The sequence below is a fragment of the Paraburkholderia lycopersici genome, from assembly GCF_900096975.1.
Taxonomy (GTDB): domain Bacteria; phylum Pseudomonadota; class Gammaproteobacteria; order Burkholderiales; family Burkholderiaceae; genus Paraburkholderia; species Paraburkholderia lycopersici.
The window spans coordinates 185,152-204,005 of sequence record NZ_FMYQ01000003.1; the positions used below are offsets into that span (position 1 = coordinate 185,152).

Consider the following 18,854-nt stretch of genomic DNA (forward strand, 5'->3'; position numbering starts at 1 on the left):
CGGGCGCCCGAGTCCGGACCGGCCGCCGGAACGCAATCCCCGACCGCAAACCGATCCTCGCAGGAATATCCAGACCCTATGACGGAAACCGTAGCACTCAAGATCGTCCAGCGTATCGCCACCGAGCTGACCGTGCAGCCACGCCAGGTCGCAGCCGCCGTGCAGCTTCTCGACGAAGGAGCGACCGTTCCGTTCATCGCCCGTTACCGCAAGGAAGTCACGGGCAACCTCGACGATACCCAGCTGCGCACGCTCGAAGAGCGCCTGCTCTATCTACGCGAACTCGAAGATCGCCGCGCCGCGATCCTCGCGAGCATCGAGGAGCAAGGCAAGCTCACCGACGAACTTCGCAGCGCCATCGAAACCGCCGACAGCAAGCAGGTCCTCGAAGACCTCTATCTGCCCTACAAGCCCAAGCGCCGCACGCGCGCGCAGATCGCCCGCGAAGCCGGCCTGCAGCCGCTCGCCGACGCGCTGCTCGCGAATCCGCTGCTCGATCCGCAAACGGAAGCCGCGCAATACGTGGACGCCGGGAAAGGCGTCGCCGACGTGAAAGCCGCGCTCGACGGCGCGCGCGACATCCTCTCCGAGCAGTTCGGCGAAACGGCCGAACTGCTGGGCAAGCTGCGCGACTGGCTGCATAACCAGGGTGTGGTGACGTCGAGCGTGGTCGAAGGCAAGGAAAACGAGGAAGGCGAGAAGTTCCGCGATTATTACGACTATTCGGAGACCATCAAGACGGTCCCGTCGCACCGTGCGCTCGCGCTCTTCCGCGGCCGCAACGCGGGCGTGCTGATGGTCAAGCTCGGACTTGGCGGCGAACTCGACGCGCAGGTGCCGCATCCCGGAGAAGCGATGATCGCGCGCCACTTCGGCATCGCGAACCAGAACCGCCCGGCCGACAAGTGGCTCTCCGACGTCTGCCGCTGGTGCTGGCGCGTGAAGGTGCAGCCGCACCTCGAAAACGAGCTGCTCACGAACCTGCGCGAACAAGCCGAAGCCGAAGCGATCCGCGTGTTCGCGCGCAATCTGAAGGACCTGCTGCTCGCCGCGCCGGCGGGCCCGAAGGCCGTGATCGGCCTCGACCCCGGCCTGCGCACGGGCGTGAAGGTGGCGGTGGTCGACCGCACGGGCAAGCTGCTTGCGACCGACACGATCTACCCGCATGAGCCGCGCCGCGACTGGGACGGCTCGATCGCAAAGCTCGCGCGCATTGCCGCGCAGACGCAGGCGGAGCTCGTCAGCATCGGCAACGGCACGGCTTCGCGCGAGACCGACAAGCTCGCGAGCGAGCTGATGTCGAAGCATCCCGAGCTGAAGCTGCAGAAGATCGTGGTGTCCGAAGCGGGCGCTTCCGTTTATTCGGCATCCGAACTGGCGGCCAAGGAATTCCCCGATCTCGACGTTTCGCTGCGCGGCGCCGTTTCCATCGCGCGCCGCCTGCAAGACCCGCTCGCCGAGCTCGTGAAAATCGAGCCCAAGGCGATTGGCGTGGGCCAGTACCAGCACGACGTGAACCAGCGCGAACTCGCGCGTTCGCTCGACGCCGTCGTCGAGGACTGCGTGAACGCCGTGGGCGTCGATGCGAACACGGCCTCGGTCGCCCTGCTCGCCCGCGTGTCGGGCCTGAACTCGACGCTCGCGCGCAATATCGTCGACTACCGCGACGCGAACGGCCCCTTCCCTTCGCGCGAGCATCTGAAGAAGGTGCCGCGACTGGGCGACAAGACCTTCGAACAGGCCGCGGGCTTCCTGCGCATCAACGGCGGCGAGAACCCGCTCGACCGCTCCTCGGTGCACCCGGAAGCGTACCCGGTCGTCGAGCGCATGCTCGCGAAGATCAAGCGCACGATCGGCGAGGTGCTCGGCAGCCGCGAAGCGCTTTCGGGCCTTTCGCCCACCGAGTTCGTCGACGAACGCTTCGGTCTGCCGACGGTGCGCGACATCCTGAGCGAACTGGAAAAGCCGGGCCGCGATCCGCGCCCCGAGTTCAAGACCGCGACGTTCCGCGAAGGCGTCGAGAAGGTGTCGGACCTCGTGCCGGGCATGCTGCTTGAAGGTGTCGTGACGAACGTAGCCGCGTTCGGCGCGTTCATCGACGTGGGCGTGCATCAGGACGGGCTCGTGCATGTCTCGGCCATGTCGACGAAGTTCATCAAGGACCCGCACGAAGTCGTGAAGGCCGGCCAGGTCGTGAAAGTGAAGGTGCTCGACGTCGACGTGAAGCGTCAGCGCATCGCGCTCACGATGCGTCTCGACGACGATCCCGCGAGCGCCGGCGCTTCGCGCAACGGCGGCGGCGCGAGCCAGGCGGGCAACCGCGACAACCGCGGCGGCGGCCGTGACAACCGCGGCGGCCAGCGTTCACGCGACGCCGAGCCGGCGGGCGCGATGGCGGCGGCATTCGCGAAGCTCAAGCAACGCTGATGTCCGCGCAACGCGCGTGAACCCGCAGCGGTTCACGTTGCGCGCACAACAAAAAAGGCGCCGCGGCGCCTTTTTTGTTGTCGATCGAAACGGAAACGGTCAGATCTCGATCTTGGTCCCGAGTTCGACCACGCGGTTTGCAGGAATACTGAAGAAATCAGTGGGCTTCGCGGCGTTCTGATGCATCCATGCAAACACGCGCTCGCGGAAGATCGACATGCCGGGCAACTGGGTCGGCACGACCGTCTCGCGCGCGAGGAAGAACGACGTATCCATCATCTCGAACTTCATGTTGTGGGTGCGCTCGATCTCTTCGAGCACGGCCTGCACGTCAGGCGTTTCGTTGAAGCCGTAATCGGCCTTCACGAGATAGAGCCCGCCGCCGACGTCTTTCACCGTCACGCGGTCGGCGTCCGCCACGTAGGGAATGTCGCGGATCACGAACGTGAGGAAAATCGTGCGCTCGTGCAGCACCTTGTTGTGCTTCAGGTTATGCAGCAGGCTCACCGGCACGAGCGACTCGCTGCCCGTGAGGTAGATCGCCGTGCCCGAGACGCGATGCGGCGGGTGCGCGAGCAGTCCCTGCAGGAAGGGCATGAGGGGAATACCGTCCGCGGCCGTGCGGTCCTTCACGATCATACGGCCCTTGAACCACGTCATCAGCAGGAAGAACAGCAGCGCGCCGATGCCGAGCGGCAGCCAGCCGCCCTCCTCGACTTTGAGCAGGTTCGCGCCGAAAAAGCCCAGATCGACGGCCATGAAGCCCGTGATGATGAACGCGACGAGCACCTTGTTCCACTTCCACACTTTCACCATCACGACGCTCGCGAGCACCGTGGTGATGACCATGGTCGCCGTCACGGCGATACCGTAGGCGGCGGCCAGATTGTCCGAACTCTTGAAGCCGACCACGATGCACAGGATGATGACGAGCAGCATCCAGTTCACGACCGGCACATAGATCTGGCCGATGGCGAGGTCCGAGGTGTGCAGCACTTTCATGCGCGGCACGTAGCCGAGCAGGATGGCCTGGCTCGTGAGCGAATACGCGCCGGAGATGACGGCCTGCGAGGCGATCACGGTCGCGACCGTGGAAAGCACGACGAGTGGTAGCAACGCCCAGTCCGGCGCGAGCAGGAAGAACGGATTCTCGATCGCGCGATGGTTCTGCATCAGCAGCGCGCCTTGCCCAAAGTAATTGAGCACGAGCGAAGGCATCACGAGCGTGTACCAGGCGCAGCGAATGGGCTTCGCACCGAAGTGGCCCATGTCGGCGTAGAGCGCTTCGGCACCGGTCAGCACCAGCACGACCGAGCCGAGCACCACGTAGGCCTGAAGCATGTGCGCGCCCATGAAGCTGACCGCGTAATACGGACTGAGCGCGGCGATGACACCCGGCGCCTGCACGATGCGCGAGACGCCGAGCACACCGATGGTCACGAACCACAGCACCATGATCGGGCCGAACAGGCGGCCGACGAGCGCGGTGCCGTGCCGCTGGATCCAGAACAGCAGAATCAGGATCACCATCGTGAGCGGCAGCACCAGATGCGAGAGCTTGGGCGCGGCGATCTCGAGACCTTCGACCGCCGACATCACCGAGATGGCCGGCGTGATGACGGCGTCGCCATAGAACATGCATGCGCCGAAGATGCCGAGCGCAGTGAGCAGCGCGGCCGACTTGCTCTTGCGGCTGAAAGAGCGCATGGCGAGCGCCATGAGCGCGAGCACGCCGCCTTCGCCGTTGTTGTCGGCACGCATCACGAAAAGGACATATTTGACGCTCACGACGATCATGATCGCCCAGAACAGCAGCGAGATGACGCCCAGAATGGACGTATCGTTGAGCGGAATCCCGTGCGACGGGCTGAACGCCTCTTTCAGCGAATACAGCGGACTCGTGCCGATGTCGCCAAACACCACGCCGATGGCCGCCACGGCAAGAGTAGGTAGCGGCTGCTTGGCCACGTGTGTGCTAGTTGTCATATACGCGGTAATCCGTTTCGAGGCGGAAAAAACGAGCGCTATTCTAAACCGGGCTGCGGAGGAATCCGAGCCGTCGTCGCGGCACTGCGACATAACTTGCCCCCGCGCAGTTTAGCACCGGCCCCAGATGCCGTCTGCCGGTCTGCCGTGCTACTCGCGGCATAAAAAAACGGAGCCGCGAAGGCTCCGTTCGTGGGTCCGCCCGCCGCCGCAGCCCGAAAGCCGCGGCGGCGCAAACCACAGCTTACTGCTGCGCGTCCTGCTGCGCCTGTTGCAGGCCGCGCTTGATCCACGCACCGAGATTGTGCGGGCGCACCGTGTCCCACTCCTCGAACGGCTGGTGAATCCACGGATTGGTCGGCAGATGCTGGACGAAATAGTCCGGCTTCACCGTCGAGCAGCCCTTGTACCAGAGCACCGCCGAGCGCACGCCGGTCACGGCCGGATAGCGTTCCTTGAGATGCTCCTGCACGCGCGCGAGCGTGACGCCCGAGTCGACGAGATCGTCGACGAGCAGCACGTTGCCCGAGAGCTGACCGCGCGTCATCGTGATGTACTGCGCGATGTCGAGATCGCCCTGCTGCGTGCCCGCGGCTTCGCGGTACGAACTCGTCGCGAGAATCGCGAGCGGCAGGTCGTAAATGCGCGAGAGCTGGTCGCCCACGCGCAGGCCGCCGCGCGCGAGGCACAGGATCTGATCGAACTTCCAGCGCGACTCGTGCACCCGCAGGGCGAGCAGCTCGATCAGCCGGTGATACTCGTCCCAGCCGACCCACAGGTTCTTTTCGTCGTTGCGCGGATCCGTCATCTGAATCATTTGTGCTTCTACCTCGTCGCTACTTTTTCTTTACACCTTGAACGGATGACGCAGCAGGATCGTTTCGTCGCGATCCGGGCCGGTCGAGACCATGTCGATCGGCACGCCAGCGACTTCCTGCACGCGCGCAAGGTAGGCCTGCGCGCTCTTCGGCAGCGCGTCCCATTGCGTGATGCCGATGGTGCTTTCCTTCCAGCCCTCGAACGTCTCGTACACCGGCTCGCACGCGGCCACCTGCGAGGCGCCGCGCGGCAGGATGTCGACGTCCTTGCCGCCGACCTTGTAACCGACACAAAGCTTCACTTCGTCGAGGCCGTCGAGCACGTCGAGCTTCGTGATGCACAGACCCGTCACGCCGTTGATCTGGATCGAGCGGCGCAGCGCGGCGGCGTCGAGCCAGCCCGTGCGACGCGGACGCCCCGTGACCGAGCCGAATTCCTTGCCCACCTTCGCGAGCGTGAGGCCCACTTCTGCCTGACGGTCTGCGTTGTCGGCGTCGTAGAGCTCGCTCGGGAACGGGCCCGAACCAACGCGCGTGCAGTACGCCTTCGTGATGCCCAGCACGTAGTTGAGCTTCTGCGGACCGACGCCCGCGCCCGCCGACGCCGCCCCGGCGACGCAGTTGCTCGACGTGACATACGGATAGGTGCCGTGGTCGATGTCGAGCAGCGTGCCTTGCGCGCCTTCGAACAGCAGGTTGCCGCCTTCGTGGTTCACGTCATAAAGACGACGCGAAACGTCCGTTACCATCGGCTTCAGGCGATCGACGTACGAGAGCATCGTGTCGAGCGTCTGCTGATAGTCCACCGCAGCGGCGCCCAGATACTGCGTGAGCACGAAGTTGTGATAGTCGAGGTTCTCGCGCAGGCGCTCCGCGAAAACTTCCGGCTCGAAGAGGTCCTGCACGCGCAGACCGCGGCGCGCCACCTTGTCTTCGTAGGCCGGACCGATGCCGCGCCCCGTCGTGCCGATCTTGGCCGCTCCGCGACGCGCTTCGCGCGCCTGGTCGATGGCGATGTGGTACGGCAGGATCAGGGTGGTCGCTTCGGAGATGAAAAGGCGCTTCTGGACGTCGATGCCCGCTTCCTCGAGCTCGGCGATTTCCTTGAAGAGTGCTTCGGGCGAGAGCACCACGCCGTTGCCGATGTAGCAGGCGACGCCGGCGCGCATGATGCCCGAGGGGATCAGCCGGAGAATGGTCTTCTTGCCGCCGATGATGAGCGTATGGCCGGCGTTGTGACCGCCCTGGAAACGCACCACGCCTTGCGCGTGGTCCGTCAGCCAGTCGACGATCTTGCCCTTGCCCTCATCGCCCCATTGGGTGCCCACGACGACGACATTGCGCCCCGGGGTTACATTCACTGCGCTGGCAGACATGGTGTTTCGTTAGCTGGTTAAAAACGTATTTTACCTGGGTTCGGCGACAAGGCCGCCTTTTTTTCCCGCAATTCGCGGAATTTCCTTTTGCACTCAACGGCATGCGCGCCGCGAGACGTCCTTTGCGACACCCCGCGCGCTGCTCCGCAGGGCGGCGCAACCGACCGCCCGAATGCGCATTACGCCCGCTTCACGCCTGCCTCTCGACGACCCACACGCGGTCGCGCTCGATCAGCACGCGATCGCAGGCGAACTCGTCCATGTCGTGCTCGTGGCCCGGCAGCGCCTGGATCACGACTTCGCCGGCATCGCGCAGCGCGGCGACGGCGGCGCGCAACGCGTCGTCATGGCGCCAGGGCGCGAGAATTGCGCTGCTGCGCGCCTCGACCGGCGAAATGCGCGCCACTTCGCGCAGATCGAGCGAGAAGCCCGTGGCGGCGCGCGCGCGCCCGTAGGCCTCGCCCACCTTGTCATAGCGGCCGCCGCGCGCCACGGCGTTGGGTACGCCATCCACGTAGGCCGAGAACATCACGCCGCTGTGGTACGCGTAGCCGCCGAGATCCGCGAGGTCGATCATCAGTTCCGCGCCGTTGATTTCGCGCACGAGAAACGCAAGGTCGTCGAGCGCACGAGCGATCCCGGGCAGCGCCGGCAGACGCGAGCGCGCCTCGTCGATCACGCTCGCGTCGCCGTAGAGCGACGGCAGCGCGCGCAATGCGTCGCGCGAAACCGCTTCGAGGTTCTGCGTGAGTTCCGCGAGACGCGGCACGTCCTTGCCAGCGAGCGCTTCATACAACGCGTCGCCCAGCGCGGCGGCGGCGGGATCCGCTTCGATGATCGCGGCGAGCACGCCCGCATGCGAGAGATCGAGGCGCACCTTCGCGAGACCGGCGAGGCGCAGCGCATCGAGCATCAACTGCTGGATTTCGAGGTCGGCTTCGAGGCCAGCATGGCCGTAGATTTCCGCGCCGATCTGAATCTGCTCGCGCGTGGCATGCAGGCCTCGCGGGCGCGTGTGCAGCACATTGCCCGCGTAGCACAGGCGCGTCACGCCCTGGCGGTTCAAGAGGTGGGCGTCGATGCGCGCGACCTGCGGCGTCATGTCGGCGCGCAGGCCGAGCGTGCGGCCCGAAAGCTGGTCGACGAGCTTGAACGTGCGCAGGTTCAGATCGCGCCCGTTGCCGACGAGCAGCGATTCGAGGTATTCGAGCAGCGGCGGCATGACCATCTCGTAGCCATAGGCGCGGAAGCGGTCCAGCAGGCGACGCCGCAGCTCTTCGATCTTGCGCGCTTCGGACGGCAGCACGTCCGCAATGTTCTCGGGAAGTAACCAGGTCGACATCGGTTGAGTCCTACCACAATGAGGGCCGCGCGAAGCACGAAGCGACGCGGGCCGATAATTCGGAATCCGGCGAAAACGCCGGCAGCGCAAGACGATTGCCCACGCGCCGTCAGGTCGCCAGCATCAGCAGTACGAGGCCGAGCCCCATCACGATGAGCCCGCCGATCCTGATGTGGTGCGGCGGCCGTTCCGCAATTTTACGGAATGTGTCACGCCACGCCGTCGGAAAGACGAACGGGAACATGCCCTCGATAATCAGCATCAGCGCGATCGCGAGCAAGAGGGAGCCGGCTATGTCCATGCGAAAAGATGCGCCGCGCTGAGCGCGGCGCCTGTGTCTCGTTTTGTCTAGTGTTTGCGCGATGCAGCGGATGGCGGCAACGTTTCGCCGCTATTCGCGCCGCCGTTCGGGCCACGCATGAAGCGGAAGAAGTCGCTCGACGAATCGACCACGATCACGTCGCCGGGCCTGAAGCTCTCGCGGTACGCCAGCATGCTCTGATAGAACCGGTAGAAGTCCGGGTCGCGGCCGAACGCCGCTGCGGCGATCGCCGCAGCCTTGCCGTCGCCCTCGCCCTTGATCGCTTGCGCCTGCGCGTAGGCGTCGGCCATCACGCCCTGCTGCTTGCGCTCAGCGTCGTCCTTGATCTGCTGCGCGTCGGCCGCGCCCTTCGCCCGAATATCGGCTGCGGCCTGCTCGCGCGCCGAACTCATGCGCTTGAAGACCGTCTCGGCCAGCTCGGGCGGGTAGTCCACGCGCGTGAGTTCGATCGCGACCACGTCGATGCCGAGCGGCGCCGCGGCTTGTCTGAGCGTGTCGCGCGCGCCATTGGCGATGGCTTCCTGCTGCGCGAGCACCTCGGTCAGCGTGACCTTCGAGATCGCGTCGCCGAGCGCGTCGCGCGAAAGCGAGGCAAGGCGGTCCGAGAGCGTCTGTGCATCGCCCTTCGTGGCGGCGAAGAGCTTGAGCGGATCGGCAATGCGATAGCGCACCACCGGGCTCACGAGCAGCTCGGTCTTGTCGGAGGTCGTGTAACGGTCGGCGTCGGGAGTCGCGAAGGCCTGGACGCGCGTGTCGATGAACGTTGCCGTCTGGAACGGCGGCGGCAACTTCACGTGCAGCCCGGGACCGGCGAGCGTGGCATTGGCCCCGCCCGACGAGGAAATAATGGCAACGTGGCGCGGATCGACCATGAAAACTGCCGACGAAGCGACCAGCACGACAACCACGACGGCGACGACGAGCGCAATGATCTTGTTCATGTCAGCGCGCCCTTATTGCACGTCGTCTTGGCGGCCGCGCGAGCGAAATGCGTCGCGCGAACGGAGGGAGTCGCTTGCGGCGGCTGCCGCGTCGCTGGCCGCGGGAGCGGCTGCCGCGCCTTGCTGCTGCGTGCCTTGCTGCGATTCGCTGCCGGTAGCCGGAGCGGAACTCGCGTTGGCATCCGAAGCCGCGCCGGCCGTTGCCGCGGCGGAACCCGAAACAGCGGCGGCGCCAGTGGCGCCGGCCGCTACGGCGGCGCGCTGACGCGTCGCGTCGACGAGCTTGTCGAGCGGCAGATAAATCACGTTGTTGCCCGACTTGCTGTCGACGAAGACCTTTGTCGCATTCGAATAGATGTGCTGCATGGTGTCGAGATACATACGCTCGCGAATCACGGCCGGTGCCTTCGCGTATTGCTCGTAGACCTGCGTGAAGCGCTGTGCGTCGCCCTGCGCCTGCGCGACCACACGCTCGCTGTATGCCCTGGCGTCGTCGATAAGGCGCGCCGCGTCGGCCTGCGCGCGCGGCAGCAACTGGTCCGCATAGGCCTGCGCGTCGCGCGTCGCGCGATCCCGGTCCTGGCGTGCCTTGGTCTCGTCGTCGAGCGCGGCCTGGACCTGATCGGGAGCCGAGACGCTCTGGATCGCCACGCCGGTCACGCCGAGGCCCGTCTTGTACTCATCGAGCGCGTGCTGGATCGTGTCGGCGAGCTGGGCGCGGATCGGCTCGCGGTCTGCGTAAAGCAGGTCGTTCGTGCTGCGCGCGCCTACCACGGTACGCACCGCCGCCTGCGCGGCCTGCGTGACGGTGAGGTCGGGGTCGACGCTGCGGAAGAGATAGTCGATTGGTTGCTTCACCTGGTACTGCACCGTGAAGCGCACGTTGAGGATGTCGCCATCATGCGTAATTACCGCGGCATCCTTCACGTTTGCCGGGCGCACGAGATTGCTGCGGCCGATTTCGACGGTGCGAATCTGGCCGACATTGACAAGTTCGTGGGTCTGGAACGGATACGGCAGGCGCCAGTGGACTCCCTGGCCGACCGTGTGGCGATACTGGCCGAACTGAAGCACGACGCCCGCCTGCCCTTCCTGGACAACGAATACGCCGCTGCCCACATAGATCGCGATGAGCACGCCGAGCACGATGCCCACGCCGATGCGCGCGCCATGACCGTTATCCGGGCGCGGCCCGAAGCCGCCCGGCCCCTTGCCCTTGCGGCCAAGGAAAGCGGACACGCGGCGGTTGAAGTCGCGCCACATTTCGTCCAGATCCGGCGGCCCCTCACCCTTGTCGCCGTTGCCGCCCTTGTTGCCGTTATTGCCCGACGGGCGGCGCCCGTCGTCCGAGCGCTGGCCATTGCCGTCGCCTCGCCCCCAACGCGGGTCGTTCAGCGAGAAAATGGCGCGCGCGCGCTGCCAGCCAGTCCGCTTGTTGTAATCGTTCACCTGTGTTCGTTCACCAGAGTAGACAGCGGGTCAATTGCGTGCGGATTCCATCGGAACCGCTGGGCCGGACCGCCTGCAAGGCGACGCCGGGCGCGCTTCAGCGCTCGTGCTCGGGTTCCCAGCGAGGTTCTTCCTGCTGCGCCGCGTTCCAGTCGGCGGCCAGGGGCTGCGACGCCTCGGCAAGCGGCTCGGCAGTCGCGATTTCGGCGATGGCGGAGCGCAGCGCATCCAGTCCGACACCCGTGCGTGCGCTCAAAAAGACGCGCGAAATATTACCATATTCGTCCCGCTCGACCGTTCCGCCACGGGCCGCCAGTTCGGGCACGGCGTCGATCTTGTTGAAGACGAGCACCTGCCGGATCGTATCCGCCCCGATATCGTGCAGCACCTCGTTCACCTGGTCGATCTGATCGAGACGTACCGCGCTCGACGCATCGACCACGTGCAGCAACAGGTCGGCCTGGACCGTTTCCTGCAGCGTTGCACGAAACGCGGCGACGAGCTGGTGCGGCAGCTCGCGAATGAACCCTACCGTATCGGACAGCACGATCTGCCCCACGTCGTCGCCGAGCCACACGCGCCGCGAGGTCGTGTCGAGCGTCGCGAACAACTGGTCGGCGGCGTAGGCTTGCGCCTTTGTCAGGGCATTGAAGAGCGTGGACTTGCCCGCGTTCGTATAGCCGACGAGCGAGACCGACATCGTGCGGTTGCGCTCGCGCTGGCGCCGCTGCGTGCCGTGCTGGCGACGCAGCTTCGCGAGCTTCCCCTGCAGCATCTTGATGCGCTCTCCGATGAGCCGGCGGTCGGTTTCGAGCTGCGTTTCGCCCGGCCCGCGCAAGCCGATACCGCCCTTCTGGCGCTCGAGGTGGGTCCATGCGCGCACGAGGCGCGTGGCGAGGTATTGCAGCTGCGCCAGTTCGACTTGCAGCTTGCCTTCGTGACTGCGGGCGCGCTGCGCGAAGATGTCGAGAATGAGGCTCGTGCGGTCCACCACGCGACGATTGAGCCCGCGCTCCAGGTTACGTTGCTGGGCGGGTGAAAGCGCGTGATTGAAAATAACGATTTCGACGTCGTTCGCCTCGCAGGCGAGACGCAATTCCTCGGCCTTGCCGCTGCCGATGAACATGGCGGCGTCGGGGCTGGAGCGTCGGCCGGTGAGCGTGACGGCTGGATGGGCGCCCGCGCTTTTCGCGAGCAGGCTGAGTTCTTCGAGACTGGCTTCGAAGTCGGTCTTGCCGAAGTCGATGCCGACGAGTGCGGCGTTGATCAAATTAGCGAATGTCAAAATGGATGCGGCCGGACCGGAGCAGCCAGGAAGGCGCCCCGGTCCGGCCGCGTCGTAGGTCAGGACGCTTCCGAATCCGGGTGGAAATTCACCGGACGGGCCGGAACCACTGTGGAGATGGCGTGCTTGTAAACCATTTGCGTAACCGTATTACGGAGCAACACGACGTACTGGTCGAACGATTCGATGTTCCCTTGAAGCTTGATGCCGTTGACCAGATAGATCGAAACAGGCACGTGCTCCTTGCGCAGCGCGTTCAGAAACGGGTCTTGTAACAATTGCCCTTTGTTGCTCATAGCAAACTCCGTATTTTTTTGCAGGTTTAACTTATATTGGGGTGAAGAAAAAGAAATCCACCGCCAATCGCTACACTATAGCCGATTCTCGTTCCCCCGCGAGCTTACTGGCTGTTCGGCCAGGAGGCCTCTGGGCGGTAGCGAACGCAATTCAGCCAGAGCCTAGTTTTTATCCGTATAGGGATTCGTCGAGGATCGGAACTCTATGCGCAATGGAGTCCCCGTCAGCGAGAAAGTTTCCCGGAAGCGGTTCTCCAGATAGCGCTTGTAGGTGTCCGTGACGGCATCGAGCGCGTTGCCGTGAATCACGATGATGGGCGGGTTCTGTCCCCCCTGGTGCGCGTAGCGGAGCTTCGGACGCACTGGCCCGCGGCGGCGCGGCTGCTGGAACTCGACCGCTTCGATGAGCGCGCGCGTGAGCTTCGGCGTGGGCAGCTTCGCCATGGCAGCGGCGTAGGCATCGTCCACCGAGCGCATCAGCGCGCCGATACCGAACTTTTCGGTCGCCGAGATGAAGTGCATCTTCGCGAAGTCGAGGAACTTCAGCTTGCGCTGCAGGTGGTGCTTGGTGCGCTCGCGCGCGTGGTCGTCCATGCCGTCCCACTTGTTCACGCCCACCACGAGCGCACGCCCCTGCTCCACCACGAAACCCGCAATATGCGCGTCCTGATCCGAGATTTCCTGGCGCGCATCGAGCAGCAGGATCACCACGTTGGCGTCGGCGATCGACTGCAGCGTCTTCACCACCGAGAACTTTTCGATCGCCTCGAACACCTTGCCGCGGCGGCGCAGGCCGGCGGTGTCGATGAGCGTGTACTTTTTGCCGTTGCGCTCGAAGTCGACATAGATCGAATCGCGCGTGGTGCCCGGCATGTCGAACGCAATCACGCGGTCTTCGCCGATCAGCGTATTGACGAGCGTCGACTTGCCCACGTTAGGGCGCCCGACAATCGCAATCTTGACGCCATGCTTCGCGGCATCCTCGTCGCTTTCTTCCGGGCGATCCGCGTAAGCCTGGTCGAGCGCCTCGTTGATCATTTCCGTCACGCCGTCGCCGTGCGCCGCCGAAATCGCGCGCGGGTCGCCGAGGCCGAGCTCGTAGAAGTCGGCGGCCACCGCGCTGTACTTCATGCCCTCGGCCTTGTTGACGACGAGGAAGATCGGCCGGCCAGTCTTGCGCAGATAGTCGGCAATATGCTTGTCCTGGGGCGCGAGGCCATTGCGACCGTCGCAAATGAACACGACGATATCGGCCTCTTCGACGGCCTGGCGAGTCTGGCGCGCCATCTCGTGCAAGATGCCGTCCTTGGCGATCGGCTCGAAGCCGCCGGTATCGACCACGAGATACGCGCGGTCGCCAACGCGCCCTTCACCGTAGTGACGGTCGCGAGTGAGGCCCGGAAGATCTGCCACCAGCGCATCGCGCGAACGCGTGAGCCGGTTGAACAGCGTGGATTTCCCCACATTGGGGCGCCCAACCAGGGCGATTACGGGTTTCATCTGATCTTTTCTACAGTAAGGCGCGGCGCCGGAACCGTCCGGCGCGCCACGCGGCAAGCCCCGCGCCTGCGGGGGCTGCATCAGTTGCAAATTATCACGAAATAGGCCGCGGGCCCGAGCCGAAAGCGCCAGCGTCCGGGGCGGTCATCACGCAACCTTCAGGTGACGGAGCGGTAGACGGCGGGGGCATGCGCGCCGCCATCGAAAATGCGCACGGCCGGCTTGAGCCGGCCGATAAGGCACCAAGGAGCCCGAGGTCCGATGTCGCGGTTCCGAGGCCCCTTGCGCCTGCACCCATCAAACGGTCGCCGGGACACGCGGCCGCCTGTTTGCCGTGGATGCCAGCGCGTTGCCTTGCGCGCCGTCTGCGCGGCCGGCATGACGGACACATCCGGGCACTTCATGAGCACTACCAGGGGGCGTCCCGCCCCACGTCGCTTAGCGCGGACGCAGCCCGTACAGACCGCCATCCTTCGTCTGCACGACCAGCGTGTTGCCGGCGAGCACCGGCGCAGCGGCAATCGGACTGCCGTCGGTCTTCACGCGCGAGACGAAACTGCCGTCGTCGACCGAGAGGAAATGCACGTAGCCCCGATAGTCGCCGAGCACGACCGCGTGGCCCAGGACCGCAGGCACGCTCACGTCGCGGCTCTTGAGCTTTTCGTTCGTCCAGGTCGGTTGCCCCGTCGACACGCTGAAAGCCTTCACGACCGACCAGTCGTCGCCGCCCACCACCGTCGTTTCGTCTTGGGCGATACCGCTCGTGCTCGAGAACGGCTTTTGCCACATCGGACGACCCGAGTTCGCGTCGAAGCAACCCAGTTGCCCCTGGAACGTCACCGCGCAGGTCGTCGCGCCGACGAGCGTGGGGGGCCCGCTCACGTCATTGATACGCTCGACTTCCGTCACACCCTTCGGATACGAGACCGGCGTTTCCCAGAACGCGTCGCCGCTCTGCAGGTTGATGGCCGCGAACGTGCCGCCCGGGAAGCCTGCGAGTACGGCCTGATCGCCCGCGAACGTCATGCCCGCCGAGACACGCAGGTTCAGCGGCACGGCGCGGTTGCGGTAAGTCCATTTCTGCTCGCCCGTTTGCCCGTTGAAGGCGACGATCTGGCCGTCGATGGTGCGCACGATCACGAGGCCGTTGCCGACGAGCGGCGGCGAGATGATCTCGCCCGGCGCCTTGGCCCGCCACGAAAGCTTGCCGTTCGCGTCGAGCACGTAGACGTCGCCCTTCAGGCCGCCGACGGCCGTGAGATTGCCGTCGCTGCCCACGCCCGCCGAGATGTCGTCCTTGAGCTTCGTGCGCCAGACGTCCTTACCCGACGCGGCGTCGATCTTCGCAACCGAGCCGTTCTCGCCCGCCGCATAGACGGCGTCGCCCACGGCGACCGGCGAAAACAGATAGCGCCCCGCCTTGCCGACACTCGCCTTCCACACCTGCTGCACGTCCAGCGCCGGCTTGAATTCGGTCAGCGGCACCGGCACGCGGCGCACGTCTTTCGTCGATGAGCAGGCCGCGAGAGCCAGGACGGTCATCGCGATAGCGACGGGCACAACGGTTCGTTTCAGCAGATTCATCGGTGAACGACGCATGAATGAAGTTGATTTTGAATGGTTTCGCAATGCCGCGTACACGCTGGCAACTTAGCCGCCGAGTGCGTCCAGCTTGAACTGGATCAGTTGACGCTCGGAAGCGTCGCTCTTCGGCAGGCTGTCGAGGGCGAGCCTGTAGGCCGCGCGCGCGTCGTCGCGCTTGCCGGCCGCCGCCAGCAGGTCGCCGCGACCGTCCGCCACGATGCCTTTGAAGGGCCCCGAACCAGATTGCGGAATCAGCGCGAGGCCCTGATCGTAGGCCTTTTCGTCGAGCAGCAGCGAGGCGAGGCGCAGCTTCGCGATCTGGCGGAATTCGTCGTCCTTCGCGTGGTCGGCGGCCCATTGCAACTGGGCCTTCGCGCCGGCGGTGTCGCCTTGCATGTAGAGCGCCCTGGCGACGCCGAGCGCCGTCATCTGCGCGTAGGCGGTGCCGCCGAAGCGGTCTTCCATGTCCGACGCCACACGCGTGAGCATGGCCTTGTCGCCGCCGTTCGCGGCCTGCTGCACCTGGTCGTACAGCACGGCAGCTTCGGCCGCCTGACGGCGCTGCCAGAAGTTCCAGCCGTTCCACGCGGCGAGCGCGAGCAGAACGATCAGCACGACCCACGTAGTGGCATTACCCCACTGCGCCCACCATGCCTTGAAGCTCTCGATCGATTCCTGTTCGTCGTGGTAACTCATCGCGTAGCGATTCCTCGTTTATTCTCAAGCCTGTTTTCGAATGCGCCGCGACCTGGGCGGTCCCACCTGAGCGGCCGTACCTCAGCGGCCCCGTCAGTCGTCGCCGTCTTCGGCGGATGCAACCATCGCATTGATCAGATATTCGGTCAAGTCCTCAAGCGCTACCGTTTGTTGCTCGCTGCGAGCCTCCGCAGCCGTCCCGCGCAGGGCCTTCACACCGGCCTCGCCCTTCGCCACTTCGTCCTCGCCGAGCACCACGGCGAACGCCGCGCCGCTCGCATCCGCACGCTTCATCTGCGACTTGAAGCTCGCGCTCTGACCGTCGGCGCTGCAATGCAGGATGACGTCGAGGCCCGTGTCGCGCAGGCGCTCAGCGACGATGAACGCCTTCTCGCGCGCGGCTTCGCCCTGATGGACGACATAGACGTCGCAACCTTCTTCTTCAGGCACGAGGTCTTCTTCCTTGAGCAATTCGAGAATGCGCTCGATGCCCATTGCCCAGCCGCACGCGGCAGTCGGCTTGCCGCCCAGTTGCTCGATCAGCGGATCGTAGCGACCGCCCGCCGCGACGGTGCCCTGCGCGCCGAGCTTGTCGGTCACCCATTCGAACACGGTCAGATTGTAGTAATCGAGACCGCGCACGAGACGCGGATTGATCGTGAACGGAATGTTGTTCGACTTGAGGATGCGCTGCAGCCCTTCGAAGTGCGCGCGCGAACCCTCGCCGAGGAAATCGATCAGCTTGGGCGCCTTGTTGGCGATTTCCTGCAGCGCGGGATTCTTCGTGTCGAGCACGCGCAGCGGGTTCGTGTAGAGGCGGCGCTTGCCGTCTTCGTCGAGCATGTCGACGTGCTGCTCCAGATATTTGATGAGCTCCACGCGATGCGCGGCGCGCTCTTCGGCCACGCCGAGCGAGTTGATCTCGAGCTTGATGCCGGTGAGGCCGAGATCGTCCCAGAGACGCTGGCACATCAGGATGATTTCGGCGTCCGCATCGGGACCCGCGAAACCGAGCGCCTCGACGCCCACCTGGTGGAACTGGCGATAGCGGCCGCGCTGCGGACGCTCGTGACGGAACATCGGGCCGATGTACCACAGGCGCTTCGGGCCGTCGTAGAGCATGTTGTGCTCGATCGATGCGCGCACGGCCGCGGCGGTGCCTTCCGGGCGCAGCGTCAGATTCTCGCCGTTGAGCGCGTCGGTGAAGCTGTACATCTCCTTCTCGACGATGTCGGTCACTTCGCCAATGCCACGCGTGAAGAGCTGCGTATGCTCGACGATCGGCGTGCGGATGTTTTGATAGCCGTACGAACGAAGCATGGACTTCACCGTGGTCTCGAAAAAGTCCCACAGTCCTGCCTCCTGCGGCAGGATGTCGTTCATGCCCTTCACGCCCGTGAGCTTTTCGGGCTTGCGTTTTTGTTCAGTCATTGCGTTGCGGATTTGCGTGGCGAATGTGCCTTGCGAATGGCGGTATTCGGTTGTGCGTATTGATCTGCGCTGACGATCTGTGCTGACGCCTAGTTCGTCGCTTCGGCGTTGCCGTACTTGCGGGCGACGTAATCACTGACGATCTGCTGGAATTCTTCGGCGATGCGCTCGCCGCGCAGCGTCTTCACCTTCTCGCCGTCGATGAAAACCGGCGCCGCCGGGTTCTCGCCCGAGCCCGGCAGGCTGATGCCGATATTCGCGTGCTTCGACTCGCCCGGGCCGTTCACGATGCAGCCCATCACGGCCACGTTCATCGTTTCGACACCCGGATACTCGCCGCGCCAAACCGGCATCTGCGCCCGCAGATAGTTCTGGATCTGCGAGGCCAGCTCCTGGAACAACGTGCTGGTCGTGCGGCCGCAGCCGGGGCACGCGATGACCATCGGCGTGAACGAGCGCAGGCCCATGGTCTGCAGGATTTCCTGGCCGACCACGACTTCGCCAGTGCGCGAGGCGCCCGGTTCCGGCGTGAGGGAGATGCGGATCGTGTCGCCGATGCCCTGCTGCAGCAGCACGGAAAGCGCCGCCGTCGAAGCGACGATGCCCTTCGACCCCATGCCCGCTTCCGTGAGCCCGAGGTGCAGCGCGAAGTCGCAGCGCTTCGCGAGCTGCTGGTAGACGGCGATCAGGTCCTGCACGCCGCTCACCTTGCACGACAGGATGATCTTGTCGCGGCCGAGGCCGAGTTCGACAGCGCGTTCCGCCGAGCCGATCGCCGATTGAATGAGCGCTTCGTACATCACGCTCTGCGCTTCCCACGGCTCCTTGCGCGAACCGTTCTCGTCCATCATGCGCGCGAGCAGATCCTGGTCGAGGCTGCCCCAGTTCACGCCGATACGCACCGGCTTGTCGTACCTGATGGCCGCTTCGATCATCTGCGCGTATTGCGTGTCGCGCTTCGCGCCCTGGCCCACGTTGCCCGGATTGATGCGGTACTTCGAGAGCGCCTCGGCACAGGCCGGATAGTCGCGCAACAGCAGGTGACCGTTGTAGTGGAAGTCGCCGACGAGCGGCACCGTCACGCCCATGCGATCGAGCTGCTCGCGGATGTGCGGCACGGCTGCGGCCGCTTCCGGCGTGTTGACCGTGATACGGACGAGTTCCGAGCCCGCCTGCGCGAGTTCCTTGATCTGGATCGCGGTGCCGATGGCGTCGGCGGTGTCGGTGTTGGTCATCGACTGCACGCGCACCGGCGCGTCGCCGCCGATCGTCACCAGCTGACCGCCCCAGCGCACATGCACGGCGTGCGACGTGCGGCGCGGCGCGTGGCCGCCGAGGATCGGCTCGTTCGAGCAGATCTGACTGTTGCTGGTCGAGGATTGCGTTTCGCTTTGCATCGAA

Annotated in this window: 15 protein-coding genes; 1 reads left to right on the forward strand and 14 read right to left on the reverse strand. The window is 65.1% G+C overall.

Features of this window, described 5'->3' with window-relative positions; all coding sequences use genetic code 11:
* The first annotated feature begins 78 nt into the window (after positions 1-78).
* Positions 79-2,427: a Tex family protein gene (locus BLU17_RS05335; protein ID WP_091995491.1), complete on the forward strand. Its 2,349-nt coding sequence runs from the start codon at positions 79-81 to the stop codon at positions 2,425-2,427.
* 99 nt (positions 2,428-2,526) lie between these two features.
* Here the strand turns inward: BLU17_RS05335 and BLU17_RS05340 are convergent, their stop codons facing one another.
* The 14 genes from BLU17_RS05340 to ispG all read right to left on the reverse strand — a co-directional run bounded on the left by BLU17_RS05340 (position 2,527) and on the right by ispG (position 18,850).
* Positions 2,527-4,413: a potassium transporter Kup gene (locus BLU17_RS05340; RefSeq protein ID WP_091995493.1), complete on the reverse strand. Its 1,887-nt coding sequence runs from the start codon at positions 4,411-4,413 to the stop codon at positions 2,527-2,529.
* A gap of 244 nt (positions 4,414-4,657) precedes the next feature.
* On the reverse strand, positions 4,658-5,230 hold the full coding sequence (locus BLU17_RS05345; protein ID WP_091995494.1) for a phosphoribosyltransferase: 573 nt from the start codon (positions 5,228-5,230) through the stop codon (positions 4,658-4,660).
* A 30-nt stretch (positions 5,231-5,260) separates the two neighbouring features.
* Positions 5,261-6,607 (reverse strand): adenylosuccinate synthase, encoded by a 1,347-nt coding sequence (locus BLU17_RS05350; RefSeq protein ID WP_091995496.1) that lies wholly within the window; start codon positions 6,605-6,607, stop codon positions 5,261-5,263.
* 190 nt (positions 6,608-6,797) lie between these two features.
* Entirely contained in the window at positions 6,798-7,949 is a 1,152-nt protein-coding gene (locus BLU17_RS05355; RefSeq protein WP_091995498.1) for an ATP phosphoribosyltransferase regulatory subunit, read from the reverse strand.
* Positions 7,950-8,058: 109 nt separating this feature from the next.
* Positions 8,059-8,250 carry a DUF2065 domain-containing protein gene (locus BLU17_RS05360; protein ID WP_028210024.1) on the reverse strand — a complete coding sequence of 64 codons (192 nt, stop codon included), beginning with the start codon at positions 8,248-8,250 and terminating at the stop codon, positions 8,059-8,061.
* A gap of 47 nt (positions 8,251-8,297) precedes the next feature.
* Positions 8,298-9,212, reverse strand: a complete 915-nt coding sequence (hflC, locus tag BLU17_RS05365; protein ID WP_091995500.1) for a protease modulator HflC — start codon at positions 9,210-9,212, stop codon at positions 8,298-8,300.
* 12 nt (positions 9,213-9,224) lie between these two features.
* On the reverse strand, positions 9,225-10,661 hold the full coding sequence (hflK, locus tag BLU17_RS05370; RefSeq protein ID WP_091995502.1) for an FtsH protease activity modulator HflK: 1,437 nt from the start codon (positions 10,659-10,661) through the stop codon (positions 9,225-9,227).
* A 97-nt stretch (positions 10,662-10,758) separates the two neighbouring features.
* Positions 10,759-11,946 (reverse strand): GTPase HflX, encoded by a 1,188-nt coding sequence (hflX, locus tag BLU17_RS05375; protein ID WP_091995504.1) that lies wholly within the window; start codon positions 11,944-11,946, stop codon positions 10,759-10,761.
* Between the two features lie 59 nt (positions 11,947-12,005).
* Positions 12,006-12,242: an RNA chaperone Hfq gene (hfq, locus tag BLU17_RS05380; protein ID WP_027814901.1), complete on the reverse strand. Its 237-nt coding sequence runs from the start codon at positions 12,240-12,242 to the stop codon at positions 12,006-12,008.
* A 162-nt stretch (positions 12,243-12,404) separates the two neighbouring features.
* Positions 12,405-13,742, reverse strand: a complete 1,338-nt coding sequence (gene der, locus BLU17_RS05385; protein ID WP_091995506.1) for a ribosome biogenesis GTPase Der — start codon at positions 13,740-13,742, stop codon at positions 12,405-12,407.
* Positions 13,743-14,180: 438 nt separating this feature from the next.
* Entirely contained in the window at positions 14,181-15,326 is a 1,146-nt protein-coding gene (gene bamB / locus BLU17_RS05390) for an outer membrane protein assembly factor BamB (RefSeq protein ID WP_091995508.1), read from the reverse strand.
* 66 nt (positions 15,327-15,392) lie between these two features.
* Complete coding sequence (locus BLU17_RS05395) at positions 15,393-16,022, reverse strand: YfgM family protein (protein WP_091995511.1); 630 nt, start codon at positions 16,020-16,022, stop codon at positions 15,393-15,395.
* Between the two features lie 93 nt (positions 16,023-16,115).
* Complete coding sequence (gene hisS / locus BLU17_RS05400; RefSeq protein ID WP_091995513.1) at positions 16,116-17,453, reverse strand: histidine--tRNA ligase; 1,338 nt, start codon at positions 17,451-17,453, stop codon at positions 16,116-16,118.
* Positions 17,454-17,542: 89 nt separating this feature from the next.
* Positions 17,543-18,850, reverse strand: a complete 1,308-nt coding sequence (ispG, locus tag BLU17_RS05405) for a flavodoxin-dependent (E)-4-hydroxy-3-methylbut-2-enyl-diphosphate synthase (RefSeq protein WP_176928937.1) — start codon at positions 18,848-18,850, stop codon at positions 17,543-17,545.
* Between the last annotated feature and the right edge of the window lie 4 nt (positions 18,851-18,854).

Coding starts and splice junctions, on each gene's coding strand:
- hflC (WP_091995500.1), bottom strand. CDS start 9,212: ATGAACAAGATCATTGCGCTCGTCGTCGCCGTCGTGGTTGTCGTGCTG.
- hfq (WP_027814901.1), bottom strand. CDS start 12,242: ATGAGCAACAAAGGGCAATTGTTACAAGACCCGTTTCTGAACGCGCTG.
- BLU17_RS05395 (WP_091995511.1), bottom strand. CDS start 16,022: ATGAGTTACCACGACGAACAGGAATCGATCGAGAGCTTCAAGGCATGG.
- BLU17_RS05345 (WP_091995494.1), bottom strand. CDS start 5,230: ATGATTCAGATGACGGATCCGCGCAACGACGAAAAGAACCTGTGGGTC.
- BLU17_RS05340 (WP_091995493.1), bottom strand. CDS start 4,413: ATGACAACTAGCACACACGTGGCCAAGCAGCCGCTACCTACTCTTGCC.
- hisS (WP_091995513.1), bottom strand. CDS start 17,453: ATGACTGAACAAAAACGCAAGCCCGAAAAGCTCACGGGCGTGAAGGGC.
- der (WP_091995506.1), bottom strand. CDS start 13,742: ATGAAACCCGTAATCGCCCTGGTTGGGCGCCCCAATGTGGGGAAATCC.
- BLU17_RS05350 (WP_091995496.1), bottom strand. CDS start 6,607: ATGTCTGCCAGCGCAGTGAATGTAACCCCGGGGCGCAATGTCGTCGTC.
- BLU17_RS05355 (WP_091995498.1), bottom strand. CDS start 7,949: ATGTCGACCTGGTTACTTCCCGAGAACATTGCGGACGTGCTGCCGTCC.
- BLU17_RS05360 (WP_028210024.1), bottom strand. CDS start 8,250: ATGGACATAGCCGGCTCCCTCTTGCTCGCGATCGCGCTGATGCTGATT.
- BLU17_RS05335 (WP_091995491.1), top strand. CDS start 79: ATGACGGAAACCGTAGCACTCAAGATCGTCCAGCGTATCGCCACCGAG.
- ispG (WP_176928937.1), bottom strand. CDS start 18,850: ATGCAAAGCGAAACGCAATCCTCGACCAGCAACAGTCAGATCTGCTCG.
- bamB (WP_091995508.1), bottom strand. CDS start 15,326: ATGAATCTGCTGAAACGAACCGTTGTGCCCGTCGCTATCGCGATGACC.